The organism is Streptomyces thermodiastaticus (assembly GCF_014656135.1).
Classification (GTDB): Bacteria; Actinomycetota; Actinomycetes; order Streptomycetales; family Streptomycetaceae; genus Streptomyces; species Streptomyces thermodiastaticus.
Genome location: NZ_BNBV01000003.1, coordinates 135180 through 156536, shown reverse-complemented (window position 1 = coordinate 156536; position 21357 = coordinate 135180). Strand labels below are relative to the sequence as shown.

Annotated in this window: 22 protein-coding genes; 2 read left to right on the top strand and 20 right to left on the bottom strand. The window is 72.6% G+C overall.

The window, feature by feature from the left end; translation table 11 throughout:
* Positions 1-129 precede the first annotated feature (129 nt).
* On the top strand, positions 130-1029 hold the full coding sequence (locus IE286_RS04295; RefSeq protein WP_189795245.1) for a hypothetical protein: 900 nt from the start codon (positions 130-132) through the stop codon (positions 1027-1029).
* A 111-nt stretch (positions 1030-1140) separates the two neighbouring features.
* Here IE286_RS04295 and IE286_RS04290 read toward each other — a convergent pair whose 3' ends face one another.
* The 14 genes from IE286_RS04290 to hisI form a co-directional block, all read right to left on the bottom strand.
* Complete coding sequence (locus IE286_RS04290) at positions 1141-2604, bottom strand: glutamate synthase subunit beta (protein ID WP_189795244.1); 1464 nt, start codon at positions 2602-2604, stop codon at positions 1141-1143.
* Entirely contained in the window at positions 2597-7108 is a 4512-nt protein-coding gene (gltB, locus tag IE286_RS04285; RefSeq protein WP_189795243.1) for a glutamate synthase large subunit, read from the bottom strand. The genes IE286_RS04290 and gltB overlap by 8 nt, the downstream gene beginning before the upstream one ends.
* Before the next feature lie 471 nt (positions 7109-7579).
* A complete protein-coding gene (locus IE286_RS04280; RefSeq protein ID WP_189795242.1) occupies positions 7580-8311 on the bottom strand; it encodes a VIT1/CCC1 transporter family protein in 732 nt (243 codons plus the stop codon).
* Positions 8312-8524: 213 nt separating this feature from the next.
* Positions 8525-9529: a prolipoprotein diacylglyceryl transferase gene (gene lgt / locus IE286_RS04275; protein WP_189795241.1), complete on the bottom strand. Its 1005-nt coding sequence runs from the start codon at positions 9527-9529 to the stop codon at positions 8525-8527.
* A 138-nt stretch (positions 9530-9667) separates the two neighbouring features.
* Positions 9668-10441 (bottom strand): DsbA family protein, encoded by a 774-nt coding sequence (locus IE286_RS04270; RefSeq protein WP_189795240.1) that lies wholly within the window; start codon positions 10439-10441, stop codon positions 9668-9670.
* Between the two features lie 120 nt (positions 10442-10561).
* The gene (gene trpA, locus IE286_RS04265) at positions 10562-11380 is read right to left on the bottom strand and encodes a tryptophan synthase subunit alpha (protein WP_189795239.1); all 819 of its coding nucleotides are present in this window, start codon (positions 11378-11380) and stop codon (positions 10562-10564) included.
* Positions 11377-12660: a tryptophan synthase subunit beta gene (trpB, locus tag IE286_RS04260; RefSeq protein ID WP_189795238.1), complete on the bottom strand. Its 1284-nt coding sequence runs from the start codon at positions 12658-12660 to the stop codon at positions 11377-11379. The genes trpA and trpB overlap by 4 nt, the downstream gene beginning before the upstream one ends.
* 54 nt (positions 12661-12714) lie before the next feature.
* Complete coding sequence (trpM, locus tag IE286_RS27845) at positions 12715-12966, bottom strand: tryptophan biosynthesis modulator TrpM (protein ID WP_372462490.1); 252 nt, start codon at positions 12964-12966, stop codon at positions 12715-12717.
* 22 nt (positions 12967-12988) lie between these two features.
* On the bottom strand, positions 12989-13798 hold the full coding sequence (trpC, locus tag IE286_RS04255; RefSeq protein WP_189795237.1) for an indole-3-glycerol phosphate synthase TrpC: 810 nt from the start codon (positions 13796-13798) through the stop codon (positions 12989-12991).
* A 196-nt stretch (positions 13799-13994) separates the two neighbouring features.
* Entirely contained in the window at positions 13995-14417 is a 423-nt protein-coding gene (locus tag IE286_RS04250; protein WP_189795431.1) for a DUF2752 domain-containing protein, read from the bottom strand.
* 193 nt (positions 14418-14610) lie between these two features.
* The gene (locus IE286_RS04245) at positions 14611-14874 is read right to left on the bottom strand and encodes an HGxxPAAW family protein (protein ID WP_189795236.1); all 264 of its coding nucleotides are present in this window, start codon (positions 14872-14874) and stop codon (positions 14611-14613) included.
* A 151-nt stretch (positions 14875-15025) separates the two neighbouring features.
* Positions 15026-15670, bottom strand: a complete 645-nt coding sequence (locus tag IE286_RS04240) for a TIGR02234 family membrane protein (RefSeq protein ID WP_189795235.1) — start codon at positions 15668-15670, stop codon at positions 15026-15028.
* An 80-nt stretch (positions 15671-15750) separates the two neighbouring features.
* A complete protein-coding gene (locus IE286_RS04235) occupies positions 15751-17241 on the bottom strand; it encodes an anthranilate synthase component I (protein ID WP_189795234.1) in 1491 nt (496 codons plus the stop codon).
* Between the two features lie 11 nt (positions 17242-17252).
* Positions 17253-17678, bottom strand: coding sequence for a phosphoribosyl-AMP cyclohydrolase (hisI, locus tag IE286_RS04230; RefSeq protein ID WP_189795233.1), 426 nt, complete (start codon positions 17676-17678; stop codon positions 17253-17255).
* Positions 17679-17760: 82 nt separating this feature from the next.
* Between hisI and IE286_RS04225 the strand changes: the two genes are divergently transcribed.
* Positions 17761-18396, top strand: coding sequence for a TIGR03085 family metal-binding protein (locus IE286_RS04225; protein WP_189795232.1), 636 nt, complete (start codon positions 17761-17763; stop codon positions 18394-18396).
* A 31-nt stretch (positions 18397-18427) separates the two neighbouring features.
* On the opposite strand, the gene IE286_RS27570 is transcribed toward IE286_RS04225, so the two are convergent.
* From IE286_RS27570 to IE286_RS04200, 6 genes are all read right to left on the bottom strand, one after another.
* Positions 18428-18550 carry a hypothetical protein gene (locus tag IE286_RS27570; RefSeq protein WP_267969082.1) on the bottom strand — a complete coding sequence of 41 codons (123 nt, stop codon included), beginning with the start codon at positions 18548-18550 and terminating at the stop codon, positions 18428-18430.
* Positions 18551-18662: 112 nt separating this feature from the next.
* Complete coding sequence (hisF, locus tag IE286_RS04220; RefSeq protein WP_189795231.1) at positions 18663-19418, bottom strand: imidazole glycerol phosphate synthase subunit HisF; 756 nt, start codon at positions 19416-19418, stop codon at positions 18663-18665.
* Positions 19415-19816 carry a RidA family protein gene (locus IE286_RS04215; RefSeq protein ID WP_189795230.1) on the bottom strand — a complete coding sequence of 134 codons (402 nt, stop codon included), beginning with the start codon at positions 19814-19816 and terminating at the stop codon, positions 19415-19417. Before IE286_RS04215 ends, hisF begins: the two co-directional genes overlap by 4 nt.
* Entirely contained in the window at positions 19813-20541 is a 729-nt protein-coding gene (gene priA / locus IE286_RS04210; protein WP_189795229.1) for a bifunctional 1-(5-phosphoribosyl)-5-((5-phosphoribosylamino)methylideneamino)imidazole-4-carboxamide isomerase/phosphoribosylanthranilate isomerase PriA, read from the bottom strand. The genes IE286_RS04215 and priA overlap by 4 nt, the downstream gene beginning before the upstream one ends.
* On the bottom strand, positions 20541-21197 hold the full coding sequence (hisH, locus tag IE286_RS04205) for an imidazole glycerol phosphate synthase subunit HisH (RefSeq protein ID WP_189795228.1): 657 nt from the start codon (positions 21195-21197) through the stop codon (positions 20541-20543). The genes priA and hisH overlap by 1 nt, the downstream gene beginning before the upstream one ends.
* The gene (locus tag IE286_RS04200; protein ID WP_189795227.1) at positions 21188-21352 is read right to left on the bottom strand and encodes a CG2302 family histidine operon protein; all 165 of its coding nucleotides are present in this window, start codon (positions 21350-21352) and stop codon (positions 21188-21190) included. Before IE286_RS04200 ends, hisH begins: the two co-directional genes overlap by 10 nt.
* Positions 21353-21357: the final 5 nt, after the last annotated feature.

Below are 21357 nucleotides of genomic sequence, written 5' to 3'. Positions count from 1 at the left end.
CGGGCGGGAACACTCCGTGAGACGCCGGGCGGGAACACTGCGTGAGACGCCGGGCCGGACGCGGCCCGGGGACGGGACGGACCGGCCCGCCTACAGTGGAAGCAGGCCAGGCGTCCCTGGGAGCACGGCGTGGCGGACGACGGACCGGTCGAACACGGCTACCCGCATCTGGAGACGGTGCGCGCCGCGATCACGGCGCTCTACCGCCGGCTGTCGTACGCCGGTGTGCGGACCTTCGCGACCAGCGTCTCCCCCGGCGACGTGGCGTTCTGCGACACGGACGATCTGCATCTGGGGGCGCAGCGGGTGGCGCGGGAGCTGGTGCGGCACTACCGGCTGCCGGACGCCCGCCTCATCGTCAGCTTCCGGGAGATGACGCACGCGGCGAACGTGGAGCTGACGGCCGGCCCGGAGTACTTCGTCGAGCTGAACGACCGGTTCCGCACCCACCGCCAGGACATCGGCGCCGCTCTGGCGCACGAGGTGATGCACGTCTGCCTGCACCGCATGGACCTGTCGTTCCCCGGGCTGCGGGACAACGAGATCCTCACGGACACGGCGGCGACCTATCTGGGCGCGGGCTGGCTGCTGCTGGACGCCTTCCGGCAGGACGGGGTCTCCTCGCAGAAGCTCGGCTATCTCACTCCGGAGGAGTTCGGGTACGTCCTGGCCAAGCGGGCGCTGGTGTTCGGCGAGGACCCGTCGACGTGGTTCACCAGCCCGCAGGGCTACGAGGCGTATCTCGACGGGCGGGCGCTGGCCCGGCGGGACGAGCAGCAGCCGCCGCTCACGGCGGCCGGCTGGAGGGGCCGGCGGCACTACGCCCGTGACCGCCGGGAGGCGCAGAACCAGGGCGGGCCGCCGGCCGGGCAGCCGGCGGCGCCGTACTCCTTCGTGCGGACGGACGGGGAGCCGCTGCGGGTGTCGTTCGCCTGCCCCACCTGCCGGCAGCGGATCAGGGTGCCGGTGCGGGGCCGGATCCGGGCACGGTGCGGGCTGTGCCGGACGGTGCTGGAGTGCGACACGTGACGCCGGCCGGTTCCGTATGTGCTACGGCGCCTGCCCGGTGGTCCGGTCGGGGACGGTGGGCAGGCGCCGTGGGTGTTCCGTACGCCGTTGTACGGGACGTCGTGGGGCCGGTCAGACGGCCAGGGCGCGGTCCGTGGGACGGATCGGGGCCGGCAGGTCGCTGGCGCCCGTCAGGTAGCGGTCCACGCTGCGGGCGGCGGAGCGGCCCTCGGCGATCGCCCACACGATGAGCGACTGGCCGCGGCCGGCGTCACCGGCGACGAACACGCCCGGCACGTTGGTCTGGAAGCCGGCGTCGCGAGCGATGTTACCGCGCGCGTCCAGCTCCAGGCCGAGCTGCTCGACCAGACCGTTGACCCGGTCGGTGCCGGTGAAGCCCATGGCGAGGGTGACCAGCTGGGCGGGGATCGTGCGCTCGGTGCCCGGCTTCGGGGTCGGCTTGCCGTCGACGAATTCCACCTCGGTCAGGTGGAGCCACTGCACATTGCCGTCCTCGTCGCCCTCGAAGCGGGTGGTGGAGGCGGAGTAGATCCGCTCGCCGCCCTCCTCGTGCGCGGAGGTGACCTTGTACAGCATGGGGAAGGTCGGCCAGGGCTGGCCCACGGGGTCCCGCACGTCGTTGGGGCGGGGCATGATCTCCAGCTGGGTCACGGAGGCCGCGCCCTGGCGGTGGGCGGTGCCCACGCAGTCCGCGCCGGTGTCGCCGCCGCCGATGACGACGACGTGCTTGCCCTCGGCGGAGATCGGGGAGGTGACGTAGTCGCCCTCCTGCACCTTGTTGGCCAGCGGCAGGTACTCCATGGCCTGGTGGATGCCCTTGAGCTCGCGCCCCGGCACCGGCAGGTCGCGCGGGGTGGTGGCGCCCACGGCCAGCACGACGGCGTCGTAGCGCTTGCGCAGGTCCGCCGCGCTGATGTCACGGCCGACCTCGACGCCGGTGCGGAAGCGGGTGCCCTCCGCGCGCATCTGCTCGATACGGCGGTTGAGGTGCCGCTTCTCCATCTTGAACTCGGGGATGCCGTAGCGGAGCAGGCCGCCGATGCGGTCGGCGCGCTCGTACACGGCGACCGTGTGGCCGGCGCGGGTGAGCTGCTGGGCCGCCGCCAGACCGGAGGGGCCCGAGCCGATGACCGCGACGGTCTTGCCGGACAGGCGCTCGGGGATCTGCGGGACGACGCGCCCGGCCTCCCACGCCTTGTCGATGATCGACACCTCGACGTTCTTGATGGTCACCGGCTGTTGGCTGATGCCCAGCACGCACGCCGACTCGCACGGGGCCGGGCACAGCCGGCCCGTGAACTCGGGGAAGTTGTTGGTGGCGTGCAGGCGCTCGGAGGCGGCCGCCCAGTCCTCGCGGTAGGCGAAGTCGTTCCACTCCGGGATCAGGTTCCCGAGCGGACAGCCGTTGTGGCAGAACGGGATGCCGCAGTCCATGCACCGGCTGGCCTGCGTGGAGATGATCGGCAGCAGCGAGCCGGGGACGTAGACCTCCCTCCAGTCCTTGACGCGCTCCTCGACCGGACGGGTCCTGGCGACCTCACGGCCGTGGTTCAAAAAGCCCTTCGGGTCAGCCATTGATCGCCGCCTCCATCATCTTCTCGGTGACCTCGGTCTCGGACAGACCGGCTCGCTCGGCGGCGTCCTTGGCGGCGAGCACTGCCTTGTAGGTGCTGGGGATGATCTTGCTGAAGCGCTCGACGGCGGTGTCCCACTCGGCCAGCAGCCTCTCGGCGACGGTGGAGCCGGTCTCCTGCTGGTGGCGGCGCACCACCTCGTGCAGCCACTGCTTGTCGGCCTCGTCCAGCGGCTCGATGCACCGGGCGTTGCCGGGGTTGACGTTGTCGCGGTTCAGGTCGATGACGTAGGCGATGCCGCCGGACATGCCCGCCGCGAAGTTGCGGCCGGTCTCGCCGAGCACGACCGCGCGGCCGCCCGTCATGTACTCGCAGCCGTGGTCGCCCACGCCCTCGGAGACGACCGTGGCACCGGAGTTGCGGACGCAGAACCGCTCGCCGACCGTGCCGCGCAGGAACATCTCGCCGCTGGTGGCGCCGTAGCCGAGGGTGTTGCCGGCGATGACGCTGTACTCGGCGAGATGGTCGGCCGCGCGGTCCGGGCGGACGATGATCCGGCCGCCCGACAGGCCCTTGCCGACGTAGTCGTTGGCGTCGCCCTCCAGGCGCAGCGTGATGCCGCGCGGGACGAACGCGCCGAAGGACTGGCCGGCGGAGCCGGTGAAGGTGATGTCGATGGTGTCGTCGGGCAGGCCCGCGCCGCCGAACTTCTTCGTCACCTCGTGGCCGAGCATGGTGCCGACCGTGCGGTTGATGTTGCGGATCGCAACCTGGGCGCGCACCGGCTGGGCCTCGGCGCTGCCGGGCGCCGACAGCGCGTCCGCGGCCAGCTTGATCAGCTCGTTGTCCAGCGCCTTCTCCAGGCCGTGGTCCTGGGCGACCACCTGGTGGCGCACCGCGCCGTCGGGCAGCTCGGGCACGTGGAACAGCGGCTCCAGGTCCAGGCCCTGCGCCTTCCAGTGGTTCACCGCGCGCTCGACGTCCAGCACCTCGGCGTGGCCGACGGCCTCCTCGATGGAGCGGAAGCCCAGCTCGGCGAGCAGCTCGCGGACCTCTTCGGCGATGAAGTGGAAGAAGTTGACGATGTGCTCGGCCTTGCCGGTGAACCGCTCGCGCAGCACCGGGTTCTGGGTGGCGATGCCGACTGGGCAGGTGTCCAGGTGGCACACGCGCATCATCACGCAGCCGGAGACGACCAGCGGAGCGGTGGCGAAGCCGAACTCCTCGGCGCCCAGCAGCGCGGCGACGACCACGTCGCGGCCGGTCTTGAGCTGGCCGTCGGTCTGCACCACGATCCGGTCGCGCAGGCCGTTGAGCAGCAGGGTCTGCTGCGTCTCGGCCAGGCCCAGCTCCCAGGGGCCGCCCGCGTGCTTGAGCGAGGTCAGCGGGGAGGCGCCGGTGCCGCCGTCGTGGCCGGAGATGAGCACGACGTCCGCGTGCGCCTTGGACACACCGGCGGCGACCGTGCCGACGCCGACCTCGGAGACCAGCTTGACGTGGATCCGGGCCTGCGGGTTGGCGTTCTTCAGGTCGTGGATCAGCTGCGCCAGGTCCTCGATGGAGTAGATGTCGTGGTGCGGCGGCGGGGAGATCAGTCCCACGCCCGGCGTGGAGTGCCGGGTCTTCGCCACCCACGGGTACACCTTGTGGCCGGGCAGCTGACCGCCCTCGCCGGGCTTGGCGCCCTGGGCCATCTTGATCTGGATGTCGTCGGCGTTGACCAGGTACTCGCTGGTCACGCCGAAGCGGCCGGAGGCGACCTGCTTGATCGCGCTGCGCCGGGCCGGGTCGTACAGGCGCTCGGGGTCCTCGCCGCCCTCACCGGTGTTGGACTTGCCGCCCAGCTGGTTCATGGCGAGGGCGAGGGTCTCGTGCGCCTCCTTGGAGATGGAACCGTACGACATCGCGCCCGTGGAGAACCGCTTGACGATCTCGGAGGCCGGCTCGACCTCCTCGATCGGGACCGGCTTCCGGCCGGACTTGAAACGGAACAGGCCGCGCAGCGTCATCAGGCGCTCGGACTGCTCGTTCACGCGCTGGGTGTACTTCTTGAAGATGTCGTAGCGGCCGGTGCGCGTGGAGTGCTGGAGGCGGAAGACCGTCTCCGGGTCGAACAGGTGCGGCTCACCCTCGCGGCGCCACTGGTACTCGCCGCCGATCTCCAGCGCGCGGTGGGCCGGGGCGATGCCGGAGGGCGGGTAGGCCTTGGCGTGGCGGGCGGCGACCTCCTGGGCGATGACGTCGATGCCGACACCGCCGATCTTGGTGGTGGTGCCGTTGAAGTACTTGTCGACGAACTCCTGGTCCAGGCCGACGGCCTCGAACACCTGGGCGCCGCGGTAGGAGGCGACGGTGGAGATGCCCATCTTGGACATGACCTTCAGCACGCCCTTGCCGAGGGCGTGGATCAGGTTCTTGATGGCCTGCTCCGGCTCGACGCCGTTGAGGAAGGTGCCCGCGCGCAGCAGGTCCTCCACCGACTCCATCGCCAGGTAGGGGTTGACTGCGGCGGCGCCGTAGCCGATGAGCAGGGCGACATGGTGGACCTCGCGGACGTCGCCGGCCTCGACCAGCAGGCCCACCTGGGTGCGCTGCTTGGTGCGGATGAGGTGGTGGTGGACGGCCGCGGTGAGCAGCAGCGACGGGATCGGCGCGTGCTCGGCGTCGGAGTGGCGGTCGGACAGGACGATCAGGCGGGCGCCGTTGCCGATCGCGGCGTCCACCTCGGCGCAGATCTCGTCGATGCGCCCGGCCAGGACCTGGCCGCCGCCGGCGACCCGGTACAGGCCGGAGATGGTGGCGGCCTTGAAGCCGGGCATGTCGCCGTCGGCGTTGATGTGGATGAGCTTGGCCAGCGCGTCGTTGTCGATCACCGGGAAGGGCAGGACGACACTGCGACAGGACGCGGCGGTCGGCTCCAGCAGGTTGCCCTGCGGGCCCAGCGAGGAGCGCAGGGAGGTGACCAGCTCCTCCCGGATGGCGTCCAGCGGTGGGTTGGTGACCTGCGCGAACAGCTGGGTGAAGTAGTCGAAGAGCAGCCGGGGGCGCTCGGAGAGCGCGGCGATGGGGCTGTCGGTGCCCATGGAGCCGATCGGCTCGGCACCGGTCCGGGCCATCGGCGCGAGGATGACGCGCAGCTCCTCCTCGGTGTAGCCGAAGGTCTGCTGCCGGCGGGTGACCGAGGCGTGGGTGTGCACGATGTGCTCGCGCTCGGGCAGGTCGCCCAGCTCGATCTCGCCGGCCTGCAGCCACTCGGTGTAGGGCTGCTCGGCGGCCAGGGACGCCTTGATCTCGTCGTCCTCGATGATGCGGTGCTCGGCGGTGTCCACCAGGAACATGCGGCCGGGCTGCAGGCGGCCCTTGCGGACGACCTTGGCCGGGTCGATGTCGAGGACGCCGACCTCGGAGCCGAGGACGACCAGACCGTCGTCGGTGACCCAGTAGCGGCCGGGGCGCAGGCCGTTGCGGTCCAGGACGGCGCCGACCTGGGTGCCGTCGGTGAAGCAGACGCAGGCCGGGCCGTCCCAGGGCTCCATCATCGTGGAGTGGTACTGGTAGAAGGCGCGGCGGGCCGGGTCCATGGAGTCGTGGTTCTCCCACGCCTCGGGGATCATCATCAGCACCGCGTGCGGCAGGGACCGCCCGCCGAGGTGCAGCAGCTCCAGGACCTCGTCGAAGGAGGCGGAGTCGGAGGCGCCCGGCGTGCACACCGGGAAGATCCGCTCCAGCTTCTCCTTGCCGCCCAGCAGCTCGGAGTCCAGCTGGGACTCGCGGGCGCGCATCCAGTTGCGGTTGCCCTGGACGGTGTTGATCTCGCCGTTGTGGGCGACGAAGCGGTAGGGGTGGGCGAGCGGCCAGCTCGGGAAGGTGTTGGTGGAGAACCGGGAGTGCACCAGCGCGATCGCCGAGGCGAAGCGGCGGTCGGACAGGTCCGGGAAGAACGGCTCCAGCTGGCCGGTGGTGAGCATGCCCTTGTAGACGAGGGTGCGCGCGGACAGCGACGGGAAGTAGACGCCCGCCTCGCGCTCGGCGCGCTTGCGCAGCACGAACGCCTTGCGGTCCAACGCGATGCCGGTGCTGACGCCGTCGGTCACGAAGAGCTGGCGGAAGACCGGCATGGTGGACCGGGCGGTGGCGCCGAGCAGGTCGGGGGCGACGGGCACCTCGCGCCAGCCGAGGACGGTCAGGTTCTCCTCGGCCGCGATGGCCTCGATGCGGGCGACGGCGTCCTCGGTGCCGTCCACGGGCAGGAAGGCGATGCCGACGGCGTAGGCGCCGGAGGCGGGCAGCTCGAATCCGGCCACCTCGCGCAGGAACGCGTCGGGCACCTGGGACAGCAGGCCGGCGCCGTCACCGGAGTCCGGCTCGGAGCCGGTGGCGCCGCGGTGCTCCAGGTTGCGCAGCACCGTCAGTGCCTGTTCGACGAGCGTGTGGCTGGCCTCGCCGGTGAGGGTGGCCACGAAACCGACACCGCAGGCGTCGTGCTCGAGGCGGGGGTCGTACATACCCTGCGCAGCAGGGCGAGCATCCATGAACGACCAGTTCCGGCCGTTCTCGGCATGCTGGGACGGCTGGCGCGGCGTACGCATCGGCTCTCCCGTCGTCGTCAGGTGGCATGTGCTGGTGCCGAGGGACGACGTTGGCCCTCTGCGCAAGTCAGAAATTTCGTGCAGGTTACATGATGGACCGGTTCTCGGGAAGCGGATAGTCCGTTCCAACATGCGGGCACCGCGGGGTGGCGATGTGTCCGCACGCCCGGCGGTGGAGGTCTCGGTGGGGGCCGGCGCGGCCGAAACCGGTCGGATTCGCGTCCGTCGGCCCTGAAGGGCGGGGAAGGCGGCACCGCCATCCCCTCGCAAGGGTTGCACGGGGGGCCTCATTGCCCACAGCGCTTACGGCTCATGCCCCGTGGTCATTCGGCTGAAACCCGCGAGTAACGGCAATGTATGCGTGCCGGTGTATAAGTTCCAGCCACCTCATCCTACGGCCGTTCCGAACAGACCGCCCAGGGCGTACGTCACACCGGCGGCGGCACCACCCAGGACAAGCTGCCGCGAACCGCTGTACCACCAGGTGCGCGCGGTCACCTTGGCCACCACCGCACCGCAGGCGAACAGCCCGATGAGGGCCAGCAGCACCGCGGGCCACAGCGCGCTCGCGCCCAGCAGGTAGGGCAGGACCGGCAGCAGCGCGCCGAGCGCGAACGAGCCGAAGGACGACACCGCCGCGACCAGCGGGGAGGGCAGGTCGCCCGGGTCCACGCCCAGCTCCTCGCGGGCGTGTATCTCCAGGGCCTGCTCCGGGTCCTTCGACAGCTGCCGGGCCACCTGCCTGGCGAGGCCGGGCTCGACGCCCCGGGCGACGTACAGGGCGGCCAGCTCGTCCTCCTCGTCCTGCGGATGCCGGCGCAGCTCCTGCCGCTCGACGTCCAGCTCCGCCTCGACCAGCTCCCGCTGGGAGGCGACGGAGGTGTACTCGCCGGCCGCCATGGAGAAGGCACCGGCGGCCAGTCCGGCGAGCCCGGCGAGCACGACGGTGTGCTGGCTCACCGACCCGCCCGCGACACCGGTCATCAGGGCGAGGTTGGAGACCAGGCCGTCCATCGCGCCGAAGACCGCCGGCCGCAGCCAGCCGCCGTTGACGTCGCGGTGCGTGTGGTTGTCGCGGTGTGCCTGATGGAGTGCCGCTTCGGCGTCGAGGATGGCCACGAGATCCCCAGATGAGTTTAGGCTTGGCTTACTTTTGGACTAAGTCCAGTCTTCGACAACGCCAAACCTACGCCGGAAATTCGTGCGGCGCCAGCAAGGGCAGGCTCGGCTAACCTGCGCCTTGCGGATGCACGGACGACGAAGGGCGCCCCTGCTCCCAGAGGCGCCCTCACGTGCGCATGGAATGCGGCGGCCGACTACGGCCCGGCCCGCTCAGCCCCTCGTCGCCGACCCGGCGCCGTCCGTCAGCCCGGCCTCGCGGCCTGTGCCGCCGCCGGCCGCGCCCTTCCGGCCGGTGCCGTCCTTGCCCGCACCGTCCCGGCTGCCGCCGTCCGCGGACCCGGCCCCGTCGGCCTTCCGCTCCTTCTGTTCCGGTGTGCCCGCCGGTTCCCCGGTGCCGTCCGCACCCGGCTCGACCTCGGTCTCCCGGCCCGGCCGCAGCCGGGCCGACACCACCAGGTAGGCCACCGCGAGCAGGAAGACCAGCATCGCGGTCCAGTCGTTCAGCCGCAGGCCCAGGATGTGGTGGGCGTCGTCGACGCGCATGTACTCGATCCAGCCGCGGCCCACGCAGTACGCGGCGACGTACAGCGCGAAGGCCCGGCCGTGGCCCAGCCGGAAGCGGCGGTCGGCCCACAGGACCAGCAGACCGACCCCGATGCACCACAGCGACTCGTACAGGAACGTCGGGTGGTAGTACCCGGGGACACGGCCGTCGGCCGCCGAGGTGATGTGCAGCGCCCAGGGAACGTCCGTCTGTCGCCCGTACAGCTCCTGGTTGAACCAGTTGCCCCAGCGGCCGATGGCCTGCGCGAAGGCGATGCCCGGCGCGACGGCGTCCGCGTAGGCGGGCATCGGGATGCCGCGCCGGCGCGCGCCGATCCAGGCGCCGAGCGCGCCGAGGGTGATCGCGCCCCAGATGCCGAGGCCGCCCTCCCACACCTTGAAGGCGTCCACCCAGTCACGGCCCTCGCCGAAGTACAGCTCGTAGTCCGTGATCACGTGGTACAGCCGGCCGCCGACCAGGCCGAACGGCACAGCCCAGACCGCGATGTCGGCCACCGTGCCGGCCCGCCCGCCCCGGGCGATCCAGCGCCGGTTGCCGAGCCAGACGGCGAGGAAGACGCCGATGATGATGCAGAACGCGTAGCCGCGCAGCGGAATCGGTCCGAGGTACAGCACCCCGCGCGAGGGGCTGGGAATGTAGGCAAGTTCCATGGCAGGGTCGACGCTACCGCAGCCCGGACGGGCCCACGGCTCGCGGCCCGGCTACGGGTCCATAACGGGCGGCCCGGCCGCGAGCGGCGCCCGGTCCGCGTCCCTGTTCTTCGTGCGCCCGGCGCATCGCGGCCCGCCTCATCGCCCGGCGGCCTTCTCGACCATCTGCTTGAGCTTGTCCGGGGTCATCGACGCGTCCTGGGCGATGTTCTTGCCGCCCAGCAGGACCGTCGGCGTGCCGGAGAAGCGGCCGTCCTGGAAGGCCTGGTGGGACTTGTCCACCCAGGCGTCGTGCGTGCCGTCGTCCACGCAGGCGCGGAAGGCGGGGGTGTCCAGGCCGGGGACCTTGCCCGCGAGCTGCATCAGCTTGTCGTTGCTCGCGAAGGCGTCCTCGGTCTCCTTGGGCTGGTTGTCGAACAGCACGTCGTGGTACGCGGGGAACTTCCCGGCGTCCTGGGCGCAGGCCGCGGCGTTGGCCGCGCGCAGCGAGCCGGTGCCGCCGACGTTGTGGTCGATCAGCCGGACCAGGTGGTACTCCACCCGGAGCTTGCCGGAGGCGGTCAGCTCGTGGATCACCGGCCGGTACACGGTCTCGAAGGCACGGCAGGCCGGGCAGCGGAAGTCCTCCCACACGGTGAGCGTCGACCCGGCGCCGTCCTTGCCGACCGGAACGGCGAGGCTGTCCTTGCCCTGGGCACCGGAGGGCGCCACGACCGGGCCGCTGCTGGTCGTCCCCTTCTTGCCCGCGTTGGCCGCGATCAGGCCGATCACCGTGGCCAGGGCCAGCACGCAGACCACGGTGACGCCCACGATCAGGGTGCGCCGCCGCCGCTGTGCGGCCTTCTGCTTCTCGCGCTCGGCCGCCAGCCGCTGCCGGGCGGTGCGCTGTGCGTCATGATTCTTTGCGCTCACACCACCAGAACGAGCCGGGGAGGCGCCCCGCGTCTCCCCGTGTCGTTCTCCACCCCTTCGGGTGATGCGACGGTTCCGGGCGGCGACCCGCGCACCGTCCGTGCGCGGGTCGTGCACGTCTCAGGCGCGGCCGCGCACTCCCTCGGCCAGCTCGCCCGCGAGGGCGCGGACGGCCTCGATGCCCGCCGCGAGGTCCGGGGCGTCCAGCATGCGCTTGACGAACGCCGAGCCCACGATCACCCCGTCGGCGAAGCCGGCGACCTCGGCGGCCTGGGCGCGGTTGGAGACGCCGAGGCCCACGCACACCGGCAGCTTCGTGCCGGTGGCCCGGGTGCGCCGCACCAGGTCCTGCGCTTGCGCGCCGACCTTCTCGCGGGTGCCGGTGACGCCCATCAGGGAGGCGGCGTAGACGAAGCCGGAGCCGGCCGCGGTGATCTCGGCGAGCCGCTCGTCCTTGCTGCTGGGCGCGACGACGAAGACGGTGGCCAGACCGTGCTTCTCGGCGTGCTCCCGCCACAGCGCCGACTCCTGCACGGGCAGGTCGGGCAGGATGCAGCCGGCGCCGCCCGCCTCGGCCAGTTGGGCGGTGAAGCGCTCGACGCCGTAGCGGTCGACCGGGTTCCAGTAGGTCATCACCAGCACCGGCTTGCCGGTGGCCGCGTGCGCCTCGCGGACCGTGCGCAGCACGTCGGCGATCCGCACGCCGCCGCGCAGCGCGATGTCGTCGGCGGTCTGGATGACCGGGCCGTCCAGGACCGGGTCGCTGTGCGGCAGGCCCACCTCGACCACGTCGGCACCGCCGTCGAAGACGGCCTTGATCGCCTCGATGCCGCCGTCCACGGTCGGGAACCCGGCCGGCAGGTAGGCGATGAGCGCGGAGCGTCCCTCGGCCTTCGCCGCGGCGAGGGTGTCGGACAGCACCTGGATGTTCCCGCTCACTGGGCGTCCCCCTCGGTCTCGGCGGTGTCGGCGGCGTCGGCGGCCACCTCGGCGTCGGTGTCGTACAGGCCGAAGTAGCGGGCGGCGGTGTCCATGTCCTTGTCGCCGCGGCCGGAGAGGTTGACCACGATCAGCCCGTCGGGGCCCAGCTCACGGCCGACCTGCAGGGCGCCGGCCAGCGCGTGGGCGCTCTCGATGGCCGGGATGATGCCCTCGGTCCGCGACAGCAGGCGCAGCGCCTGCATCGCCTCGTCGTCGGTGACCGCACGGTACTCGCCGCGGCCGGAGTCCTTCAGGTAGGCGTGCTCCGGGCCGATGCCCGGGTAGTCCAGGCCGGCCGAGATGGAGTACGGCTCGGTGATCTGGCCCTCGTCGTCCTGCAGCACGTAGGAGCGGGAGCCGTGCAGGATGCCCGGCTCGCCCGCGGTCAGGGTGGCCGCGTGCTCGCCGGTGTCGAGGCCGTGGCCGGCGGGCTCGCAGCCGATCAGGCGCACGCCCTCGTCCCGGATGAACGCGTGGAACAGGCCGATGGCGTTGGAGCCGCCGCCCACGCAGGCGACGGCGGCGTCCGGGAGGCGGCCGGCGCGCTCGAGGATCTGGCGGCGGGCCTCGACGCCGATGACCCGGTGGAAGTCGCGGACCATCGCCGGGAAGGGGTGCGGGCCGGCGACGGTGCCGAACAGGTAGTGGGTGTGGTCGACGTTGGCGACCCAGTCGCGGAACGCCTCGTTGATGGCGTCCTTCAGAGTGCGGCTGCCGGACTTCACGGCCACGACCTCGGCGCCGAGCATGCGCATCCGGGCCACGTTCAGGGCCTGGCGCTTCGTATCGATCTCGCCCATGTAGATCGTGCAGTCCAGCCCGAACAGCGCGCAGGCGGTGGCGGTGGCCACGCCGTGCTGGCCGGCGCCGGTCTCGGCGATCACGCGGGTCTTGCCCATGCGCTGGGTGAGCAGCGCCTGGCCGAGCACGTTGTTGATCTTGTGCGAGCCGGTGTGGTTGAGGTCCTCGCGCTTGAGGAACACCCGGGCGCCGCCGGCGTGCTCGGCGAACCGCGGCACCTCGGTCAGGGGGCTGGGCCGGCCGGTGTAGTGGACGAGCAGCTCGTCCAGCTCACGGGCGAACTCCGGGTCGGCCTTGGCCTTGTCGTACGCGACGGCGACCTCGTCCACGGCGGCGACGAGCGCCTCGGGGATGAACTTGCCGCCGAAGGCGCCGAAGTAGCCCTCGGCGCTGGGCACCTGCCCCTCGGGATCGGGGATGAAGAACTCGCTGGGCATGCGGAAACCTCACGGTGAGTGCTGTGGATACCAGTCGCCGTGGGGCCGGGGATGTCAGCCGGCTACGCGCGCCGTCCGTGGTCGCCGTACGCCCGTGCGGTCTGCTCCGCACGCGCACGGCACAGCCCCGCGCCCCGCGGGGCTGTGCCATCGCATGCCGTTGACCTGGCCCGGCTCGTCACCGATGACGTAGCGCACGCGCCGTCCGTGCACCCGGCGCGCGGGCGCGCGGCAGCCACGGGGCCGGCAGCCGCGCGCGAGGCGGGCGTGGCGGTCCGTGGCCGTCACGGTGATCGGAAGCGTCATCGGGCCCAACTCTACCGGGGTCTCAGCCACGTCCCTGCCGCAGCGCCGGATGGGCTCCGGCGGCCACCAGGTCGGCGACCGCGGCCTTCGGGTCGCGGCCGGTGACCAGCGACTCGCCCACCAGGACGGCGTCGGCGCCGGCGTTGGCGTAGGCGATCAGGTCGTGCGGGCCGCGCACGCCGGACTCGGCGACCTTGACGATGCCGTCGGGGATCTCCGGGGCCACCCGCTCGAAGGTGCCGCGGTCGACCTCCAGGGTCTTCAGGTTGCGCGCGTTGACGCCGATGACCCGGGCGCCGGCGGCCACCGCCCGCTCGACCTCCTCCTCGTCGTGGGCCTCGACGAGCGGGGTGAGCCCGATGGACTCGGCGCGCTCGATCAGCGACTCCAGGGCCGGCTGGTCGAGGGCGGCGACGATCAGCAGGGCGAGGTCGGCGCCGTAGGCCCGGGCCTCCCACAGCTGGTAGGAGGTGACGATGAAGTCCTTGCGCAGCACCGGGATGTCCACGCGGGCGCGCACCGCCTCCAGGTCGGCGAGCGAGCCGCCGAAGCGCCGCTGCTCGGTGAGCACGGAGATGACGGCCGCGCCGCCGGCCTCGTAGTCCGCGGCCAGCCCGGCCGGGTCGGCGATCGCGGCCAGCGCGCCCTTGGACGGGCTGGAGCGCTTGACCTCGCAGATCACCCGGACGCCGTCGCCCTTGAGCGCCGCCGCCCCGTCCTTGGGGGTCGGGGCCTTGGCCGCGCGCTCCTTGAGCTCGTCGAGGCTGACGCGTGCCTGCCGCTCAGCAAGGTCGGCGCGGACTCCGTCGATGATCTCGTCGAGCACACTCACGCGAGCGGCCCCCTTCCAGACGGTGGGACGTTCCAGCGGACCGTGTGTCCCCGGCGGCGCCCGTCGACGAGAAGATCGTGGGGACCCGCTGGATCAGGCGGCCGGAAACCGGTGGTCACTGCGATGGTATCCGCAGCGGGCGTCCGGCCCCGCATCCGCCCGCCCCGGTCCCACCACCTGGACCGGTGCCGGTCGGTCAAGGGTGGAGCCAGCCACCGAACGGCAGGTTCCGGACAACGGTGAAGACGGCGGCGAGCACGCCCGCGCACCACAGCTGGGCGGTGGACGGCACGAGCCGGGAGGCCGGCCGTCCGCGCACCGCCGCCGCCGTCCACAGCACCCACCCGACGGCGAAGACCGCGTAGCCGGCGACGGCCAGGGCGTTGTCGTGCAGGGCCGCGATGAGGTCGCCGTGGGCGACGGCGTGGGCGCTGCGCAGTCCGCCGCAGCCGGGGCAGTACAGGCCGGTGAAGTGCAGCAGCGGGCACACCGGGTAGTGGCCGGGCTCGTTGGGGTCCACCGTCCCGACGTAGGCGAAGGCGGCGGCCACCGCGGCCAGCGTCCCGGCGGGCGGGGCGAGGCGGGCCAGGAGGGAGCGGTGCCGCACCGGTACGGCCACGCCGGCGGCGTACCCGGTCCCCGGGTGCGGGACGGGGGCCGGGGCGGGTGGCGTGCGCGGAAGGTCGGCGTTCACGCTCGCATTGTGCCGCGCGGCGCCGGCGGGTGCGCGTGAGGGGCGGCACCTGCCGCCCCTCGTCCGTCGGTCGTGGCGGACCCCGCCGTCGTCGCACGGGTCCGCCGGACGGTGCCGCTCAGTTCTTGGCGGTGGCCGGCTCGCGCTGCTCGGCGGCCTGCTGCCCGGCGAGCTGGTGCACGGGGTGCTCGTTCTTCTGGCCCAGGCCCATCTTGCGCATGATGCCGCCGACGACACCGCCGAGCAGCACGATGCCCATGCCGACCCAGAAGCCGACCGGCTGGGCTCCCACCATGCAGACGCCCGCGACGCAGAAACCGATGAAGGCGATGATGACACCGGTCCAGGCGGCCGGGGTGTGACCGTGGCTGCTGCCCGCCATGACTTGCTCCTCGTTGCTGTGTTGTGTCTGAGCCGGACGCTCCGGGTCCATTGTCCCGTACGCCCGGCACGGGTGTGAGCGGGGGTGGCTGCTGGGGCCCGCAGGGCCGGGCGGTGGCGGGCTGCGGGTACCCTCGCGGCGCGGGATGCGCTCAGGCGCGCTCGGTGGGGTCCTCGCCGCGGTCGAGGGCCTTCCACAGCTCCTCGGGGCGGTCGGGGTCGACCGGGCGGGCCCGGCGGGTGCGGGGCGTGGTCCCGGCCCGCTCGTAGCGGCCGGACATGGCCGGCCACCGCCGGCCGTAGCGCAGGGCGAGCAGCCCGGCGAGCAGGATGAGCACCCCGCCCGCGGCGGCGACGTAGGGCCAGCCGGTGTGGGTGAGCGCGGCGGCGGTCGCGGCGGTGTCGCCGGAGGCCTGGGCGGCCTTCTCGTCCAGTGCGCTGCTGTCGCCGGCGCCGGAGACGGCCGCGGCGACGGTGCCGGCGCCGGAGAGCGCGAGCAGCAAGGCGACCAGCACCCGGCCCGCGCGGCGGACGGCGAAGACGGCGACCAGGGCGGCCAGGCCCACGACGGCGAGGGCCGCGGGCACGCCCGTGACCTCGCTGCCCTTGGCGCTCAGCGGGAAGGCGCCGCCGGCCACCGCCGCGGTGCCCTCCGCCCAGCGCTGCCGGGAGGCCAGCAGTGCCACGGCGGCGCCGAGCGCGCCGCACAGCAGGGCGACGGCGAGGCTCCGGCGGCCGGTCCGGGCGGGGGCGGCGGCCTCGGTACGGGGGTGAGGTACAGCTGTCACGTACTCCACTATCGCGTGCGGGCCGGCCGCATTCCCATCCGGGGCCGTGAGACGTGCCCCACCCCGGCGGGCGGGGCACGGTGCGGCGGTCAGCCGCCGAGCCGGTTGGCGGTGTGGACCGCGCGCAGCACGGCGGCCGCCTTGTTGCGGCACTCGGTGTCCTCGGCGACCGGGTCGGAGTCGGCGACGATGCCGGCGCCCGCCTGGACGTAGGCCGTGCCGTCGCGCAGCAGGGCGGTGCGGATGGCGATGGCGGTGTCGGAGTCGCCGGCGAAGTCCAGGTAGCCGACGCAGCCGCCGTACAGTCCGCGCCGCGACGGCTCCAGCTCGTCGATGATCTGCATCGCGCGCGGCTTGGGCGCCCCGGAGAGGGTGCCCGCCGGGAAGCAGGCGGTCAGCACGTCGAAGGCGGTCCGGCCGGCGGCCACCCGGCCGGTGACGGTCGAGACGATGTGCATGACGTGCGAGTAGCGCTCGATGGACATGAAGTCCACGACCTCGACGGAGCCCGGCTCGCAGACCCGGCCCAGGTCGTTGCGGCCCAGGTCGACGAGCATCAGGTGCTCGGCGCGCTCCTTGGGGTCGGCGAGGAGTTCCTCGGCGAGCGCCTGGTCCTCCTGCACGGTGGCGCCCCGCGGCCGGGTGCCGGCGATGGGGTGCAGCATCGCCTGCCCGTCCTCGACCTTGACCAGGGCCTCGGGCGAGGAGCCGACCACGTCGAAGCCGTCGAAGCGGAACAGGTACATGTAGGGCGAGGGGTTGGTGGCCCGCAGGACCCGGTAGACGTCCAGGGCGCTCGCCGTGCACGGGGTCTCGAACCGCTGCGAGGGGACGACCTGGAAGGCCTCGCCCGCGCGGATGCGTTCCTTGACGTCCTCCACGGCCGCCCGGAAGTCCTCGCCGCCCCACCGGGCGGTGTACTCGGGCAGTTCGCTGGACGGCAGGGCGACGGCCTGCTGGGTCAGGGGCCGGGACAGGTCGGCCTCCATCGCGTCCAGGCGGGCGACGGCGTCGGCCCAGGCCTCGTCGACGCCGGTCTCCAGGTCGTTGTGGTTGATCGCGTTGGCGATCAGCAGCACGGTGCCGTCCCAGTGGTCGAGGACGGCGAGGTCGCTGGTGAGCAGCATGGTCAGCTCGGGCAGCTTCAGCTCGTCGTGCTCACCGGGGCCGATCTTCTCCAGGCGGCGCACGATGTCGTAGCCGAGGTAGCCGACCATGCCACCGGTGAAGGGCGGCAGGCCCAGGTCGTGGGCGAGGTCGCGGGGCGTGTGCAGCGCTTCGAGGGTGGCCCGCAGCGCGGCCAGCGGGTCGCCGTCCACGGGAACACCGACCGGCGGGGTGCCCAGCCAGTGGGTGCGGCCCTCCCGCTCGGTGAGCGTGGCGGCGCTGCGGACGCCGACGAAGGAGTAACGGGACCAGGAGCGTCCGTTCTCCGCGGATTCGAGCAGGAAGGTGCCGGGGCGTTCGGCGGCGAGCTTGCGGTACAGCGCCACGGGGGTGTCGCCGTCGGCGAGGAGTTTGCGGGTGACCGGGATGACCCGGCGGTCGGTGGCGAGTTTGCGGAACGTCTCGAGGTCCATGGCGGCCGACCCTACTGCCGTGCGGCCTGGCCGGCCGCGGCGTTGGCCAGCAGGACGTCGGCGTCGAAGCAGGTGCGGTCGCCGGTGTGGCAGGCGGCGCCGACCTGGTCGACCTTGACCAGCACCGTGTCGCCGTCGCAGTCCAGGGCGACGGACTTGACGTACTGGACGTGACCGGAGGTGTCGCCCTTGACCCAGTACTCCTGACGGCTGCGCGACCAGTAGGTGCAGCGGCCGGTGGTGAGGGTGCGGTGCAGCGCCTCGTCGTCCATCCAGCCGAGCATCAGCACCTCTCCGGTGTCGTACTGCTGGGCGATCGCGGGCAGGAGTCCGTCGGCGCTGCGCTTGAGGCGGGCGGCGATCTCGGGGGCGAGGCCGCTGGGGCGTGCGGCGGGAGTCGCCGGATCGGGGGCGGGATTACCGGACGTGCTGGTCATGGGTGCCATTGTGCCGCGCGGCACAGGCAACACGGCGCCGCGTCGGCTGTCCGGACGCGCCGGGTGGCCGTAGGCTGACGTCATGTCGACCTTTGCCAAGCGTGAACGGCTGCTGCTCGCCGACCTCTTGGAGACCGCCGGCCCGGACGCACCGACGCTCTGCGAGGGCTGGCGCACCCGTGATCTGGCCGCGCACGTGGTGGTGCGCGAGCGGCGCCCGGACGCGGCCGGGGGCGTGCTGATCAAGCCGCTCGCCGCCCGCCTGGAGAAGGTGCTCCACGAGTACGCGGCCAAGCCGTACGAGGAGCTGATCCGGCTGATCCGCACCGGTCCGCCGCGGTTCTCGCCGTTCCAGCTCAAGCAGGTCGACGAGGCGGCGAACACGGTGGAGTTCTACATCCACGCCGAGGACGTGCGGCGGGCCCAGCCGGACTGGGCGCCGCGCGAGCTGGACCCGGTGTTCCAGGACACCCTGTGGTCCCGCCTGGAGCGCACGGCCCGGCTGCTGGGCCGGGGCGTCCCGGCCGGCCTGGTGCTGCGCCGGCCCGACGGCCAGACGGCCGTGGCGCACCGGGGCACGCCGGTGGTGACGGTGACCGGGGAACCCTCGGAACTGCTGCTGTTCGCGTTCGGCCGGCAACGGGTGGCCCGGGTCGAGCTGGAGGGCGAGCCGGACGCGGTGACCACGGTGCGGGACACCAGGCAGCTGGGCCTCTGACAACGGCTCGGCTCGGCGGGGCGGCCCGGCCTCAGGGCAGCTCGGCGCGGCGCAGCGCCGGGACGCCCAGGGCGACCAGGCCGCCGAGCCCGCACACGGCCGCGCTGACCGCGAAGAGTGAAGCCGGTGGCGAACAGCCGGCGTCAGGCCACAAGGAACGACGCGATGCGGCCCTCAGGCCGGCAGCCACTCCCCGGCCCGGCATCAGCCAAGGCATGCCTGGCAGGTGACCGGCCCGAGGTGACCGGTGCGTCTCACGGGCGGGGTCAGCGGACGGGGTGACCCGCCTGGCGCAGGGTGTCCTTGACCTGGCCGATGCGCAGGTCGCCGAAGTGGAACACGGAGGCCGCCAGGACCGCGTCCGCGCCCGCGGCGACGGCGGGCGGGAAGTCGGCCAGCTTGCCGGCGCCGCCGGAGGCGATGACGGGGACGGTCACGTGCTTGCGGACGGCGGCGATCATCTCCAGGTCGTAGCCGTCCTTGGTGCCGTCGGCGTCCATGGAGTTCAGCAGGATCTCGCCCGCGCCGAGCTCGGCCGCCCGGTGCGCCCACTCCACGGCGTCGATGCCGGTGCCGCGGCGGCCGCCGTGCGTGGTCACCTCGAAGCCGCCCGACGGGGTGCGGCGGGCGTCGACCGACAGCACCAGGACCTGGCGGCCGAAGCGCTCGGCGATCTCCCGGATCAGGTCCGGGCGGGCGATCGCCGCGGTGTTGACACCGACCTTGTCGGCGCCGGCCCGCAGGAGCTTGTCCACGTCCTCGGCCGTGCGGACGCCGCCGCCGACGGTGAGCGGGATGAAGACCTGCTCGGCGGTGCGCCGCACCACGTCGTAGGTCGTCTCGCGGTTGCCCGAGGACGCGGTGATGTCCAGGAACGTCAGCTCGTCGGCGCCCTCGGCGTCGTACACCTTGGCCATCTCGACGGGGTCGCCCGCGTCCCGCAGGTTCTTGAAGTTGACTCCCTTGACGACCCGGCCGCCGTCCACGTCCAGGCAGGGAATGACTCGGACCGCCAGGGTCATGAATCCACGGCTCCTCTGAATGCTTCCAGTTCCACTTCGACCAGGATGCGCGGATCCACGAAGCCCTCCACGACCAGCATGGTCGCCGCCGGACGCACGGCGCCGAACAGCTCCTTGTGGGCGCGGCCCACGGCCTCCACGTCGCGCGCGTGGGTCAGGTACATCCGGGTCCTGAGCACCGACTCGGGTCCGAGCCCGAACTCGGCGATCGCCTCCAGGGCGCTGGTGAAGGCCACCCTGGCCTGCTCGTACGGGTCGCCCTCGCCGTAGAGCACGCTGCCCTTGAAGGACGACGTGCCGGCCACCAGCACCCGGTCGCCCGCCGCGACGGCGCGTGCGAAACCGAAACTTGCTTCCCAAGGACTTCCGCTTTGCACCCGCCGTACGGCGTCGCTCATGACGACACAGCCTCCAGGGCCTCTTCGAGGGTGAACGCCTTCGCGTACAGCGCCTTCCCGACGATGGCGCCCTCGACACCGAGCGGCACCAGCTCGGCGATGGCGCGCAGGTCGTCGAGGGAGGACACGCCGCCGGAGGCCACCACCGGGCGGTCCGTCGCCGCGCAGACGTTCTTCAGCAGCTCGAGGTTGGGGCCCTTGAGGGTGCCGTCCTTGGCGATGTCGGTGACGACGTAGCGGGCGCAGCCCTCCTTGTTCAGGCGCTCCAGCGTCTCGTACAGGTCGCCGCCGTCGCGGGTCCAGCCGCGTCCGCGCAGGGTGGTGCCGCGCACGTCCAGACCGACGGCGATCTTGTCGCCGTGCTCGGCGATGACCCGGGCGACCCACTCGGGGGTCTCCAGGGCGGCGGTGCCGAGGTTGACCCGGGTGCAGCCGGTGGCCAGGGCGGCGGCGAGGGTGTCGTCGTCGCGGATGCCGCCGGACAGCTCCACCTTGATGTCCATGGCCTTGGTGACCTCGGCGATCAGCTCGCGGTTGTTCCCGGTGCCGAAGGCGGCGTCCAGGTCGACCAGGTGCAGCCACTCGGCGCCGGCGCGCTGCCACGCCAGGGCCGCCTCGAGCGGGGAGCCGTAGGAGGTCTCCGTCCCGGACTCGCCGTGCACCAGCCGGACGGCCTGGCCGTCGCGGACGTCGACGGCGGGGAGGAGTTCGAGCTTCGAAGCCATCACAGGGTTCCGATCCAGTTGTTCAGCAGCTGCGCTCCGGCGTCGCCGGACTTCTCGGGGTGGAACTGGGTGGCCCACAGGACGCCGTTCTCCACGGCGGCCACGAAGGGCTTGCCGTGGGTCGCCCAGGTCACCTTTGGGGCGTGCATCGCCAGGTTGTGCGTCTCCAGCTGCCAGTCGTGGACGGCGTAGGAGTGCACGAAGTAGAAGCGGGCGTCGGCGTCCAGGCCGGCGAACAGCTCCGAGTCGGCCGGTGCCTCGACGGTGTTCCAGCCCATGTGGGGCACCACGTCGGCCTCGAGCGGGCCGACCGTGCCGGGCCACTCTTCCAGGCCCTCGGTCTCCTCGCCGTGCTCGATACCGCGGGAGAAGAGGATCTGCATGCCGACGCAGATGCCCATCACGGGGCGCCCGCCGGACAGCCGGCGGTCGATGATCCAGTCGCCGCGGGCCTGGCGGAGGCCGCGCATGCAGGCGGCGAAGGCGCCGACGCCGGGCACCAGCAGCCCGTCGGCGTTCATCGCCGTGTCGAAGTCGCGGGTGATCTCGACCTGGGCGCCGGTGCGGGCCAGCGCGCGCTCGGCGGAGCGGACGTTGCCGAAGCCGTAGTCGAAGACGACGACCTTCTTGGCCGCGTTGCCGCTGCTCAACTCCACACCTCCAGCCGCATCACGCCGGCGGCCAGGCACATCACGGCCCCGATCGACAGCAGGATGATCATGCTCTTGGGCATCTGCTGCCGGACGAAGGAGATGATGCCGCCGACGAGGAACAGACCGATGACGATCAGGGCGGTGGACAGACCGTTCATCTCTT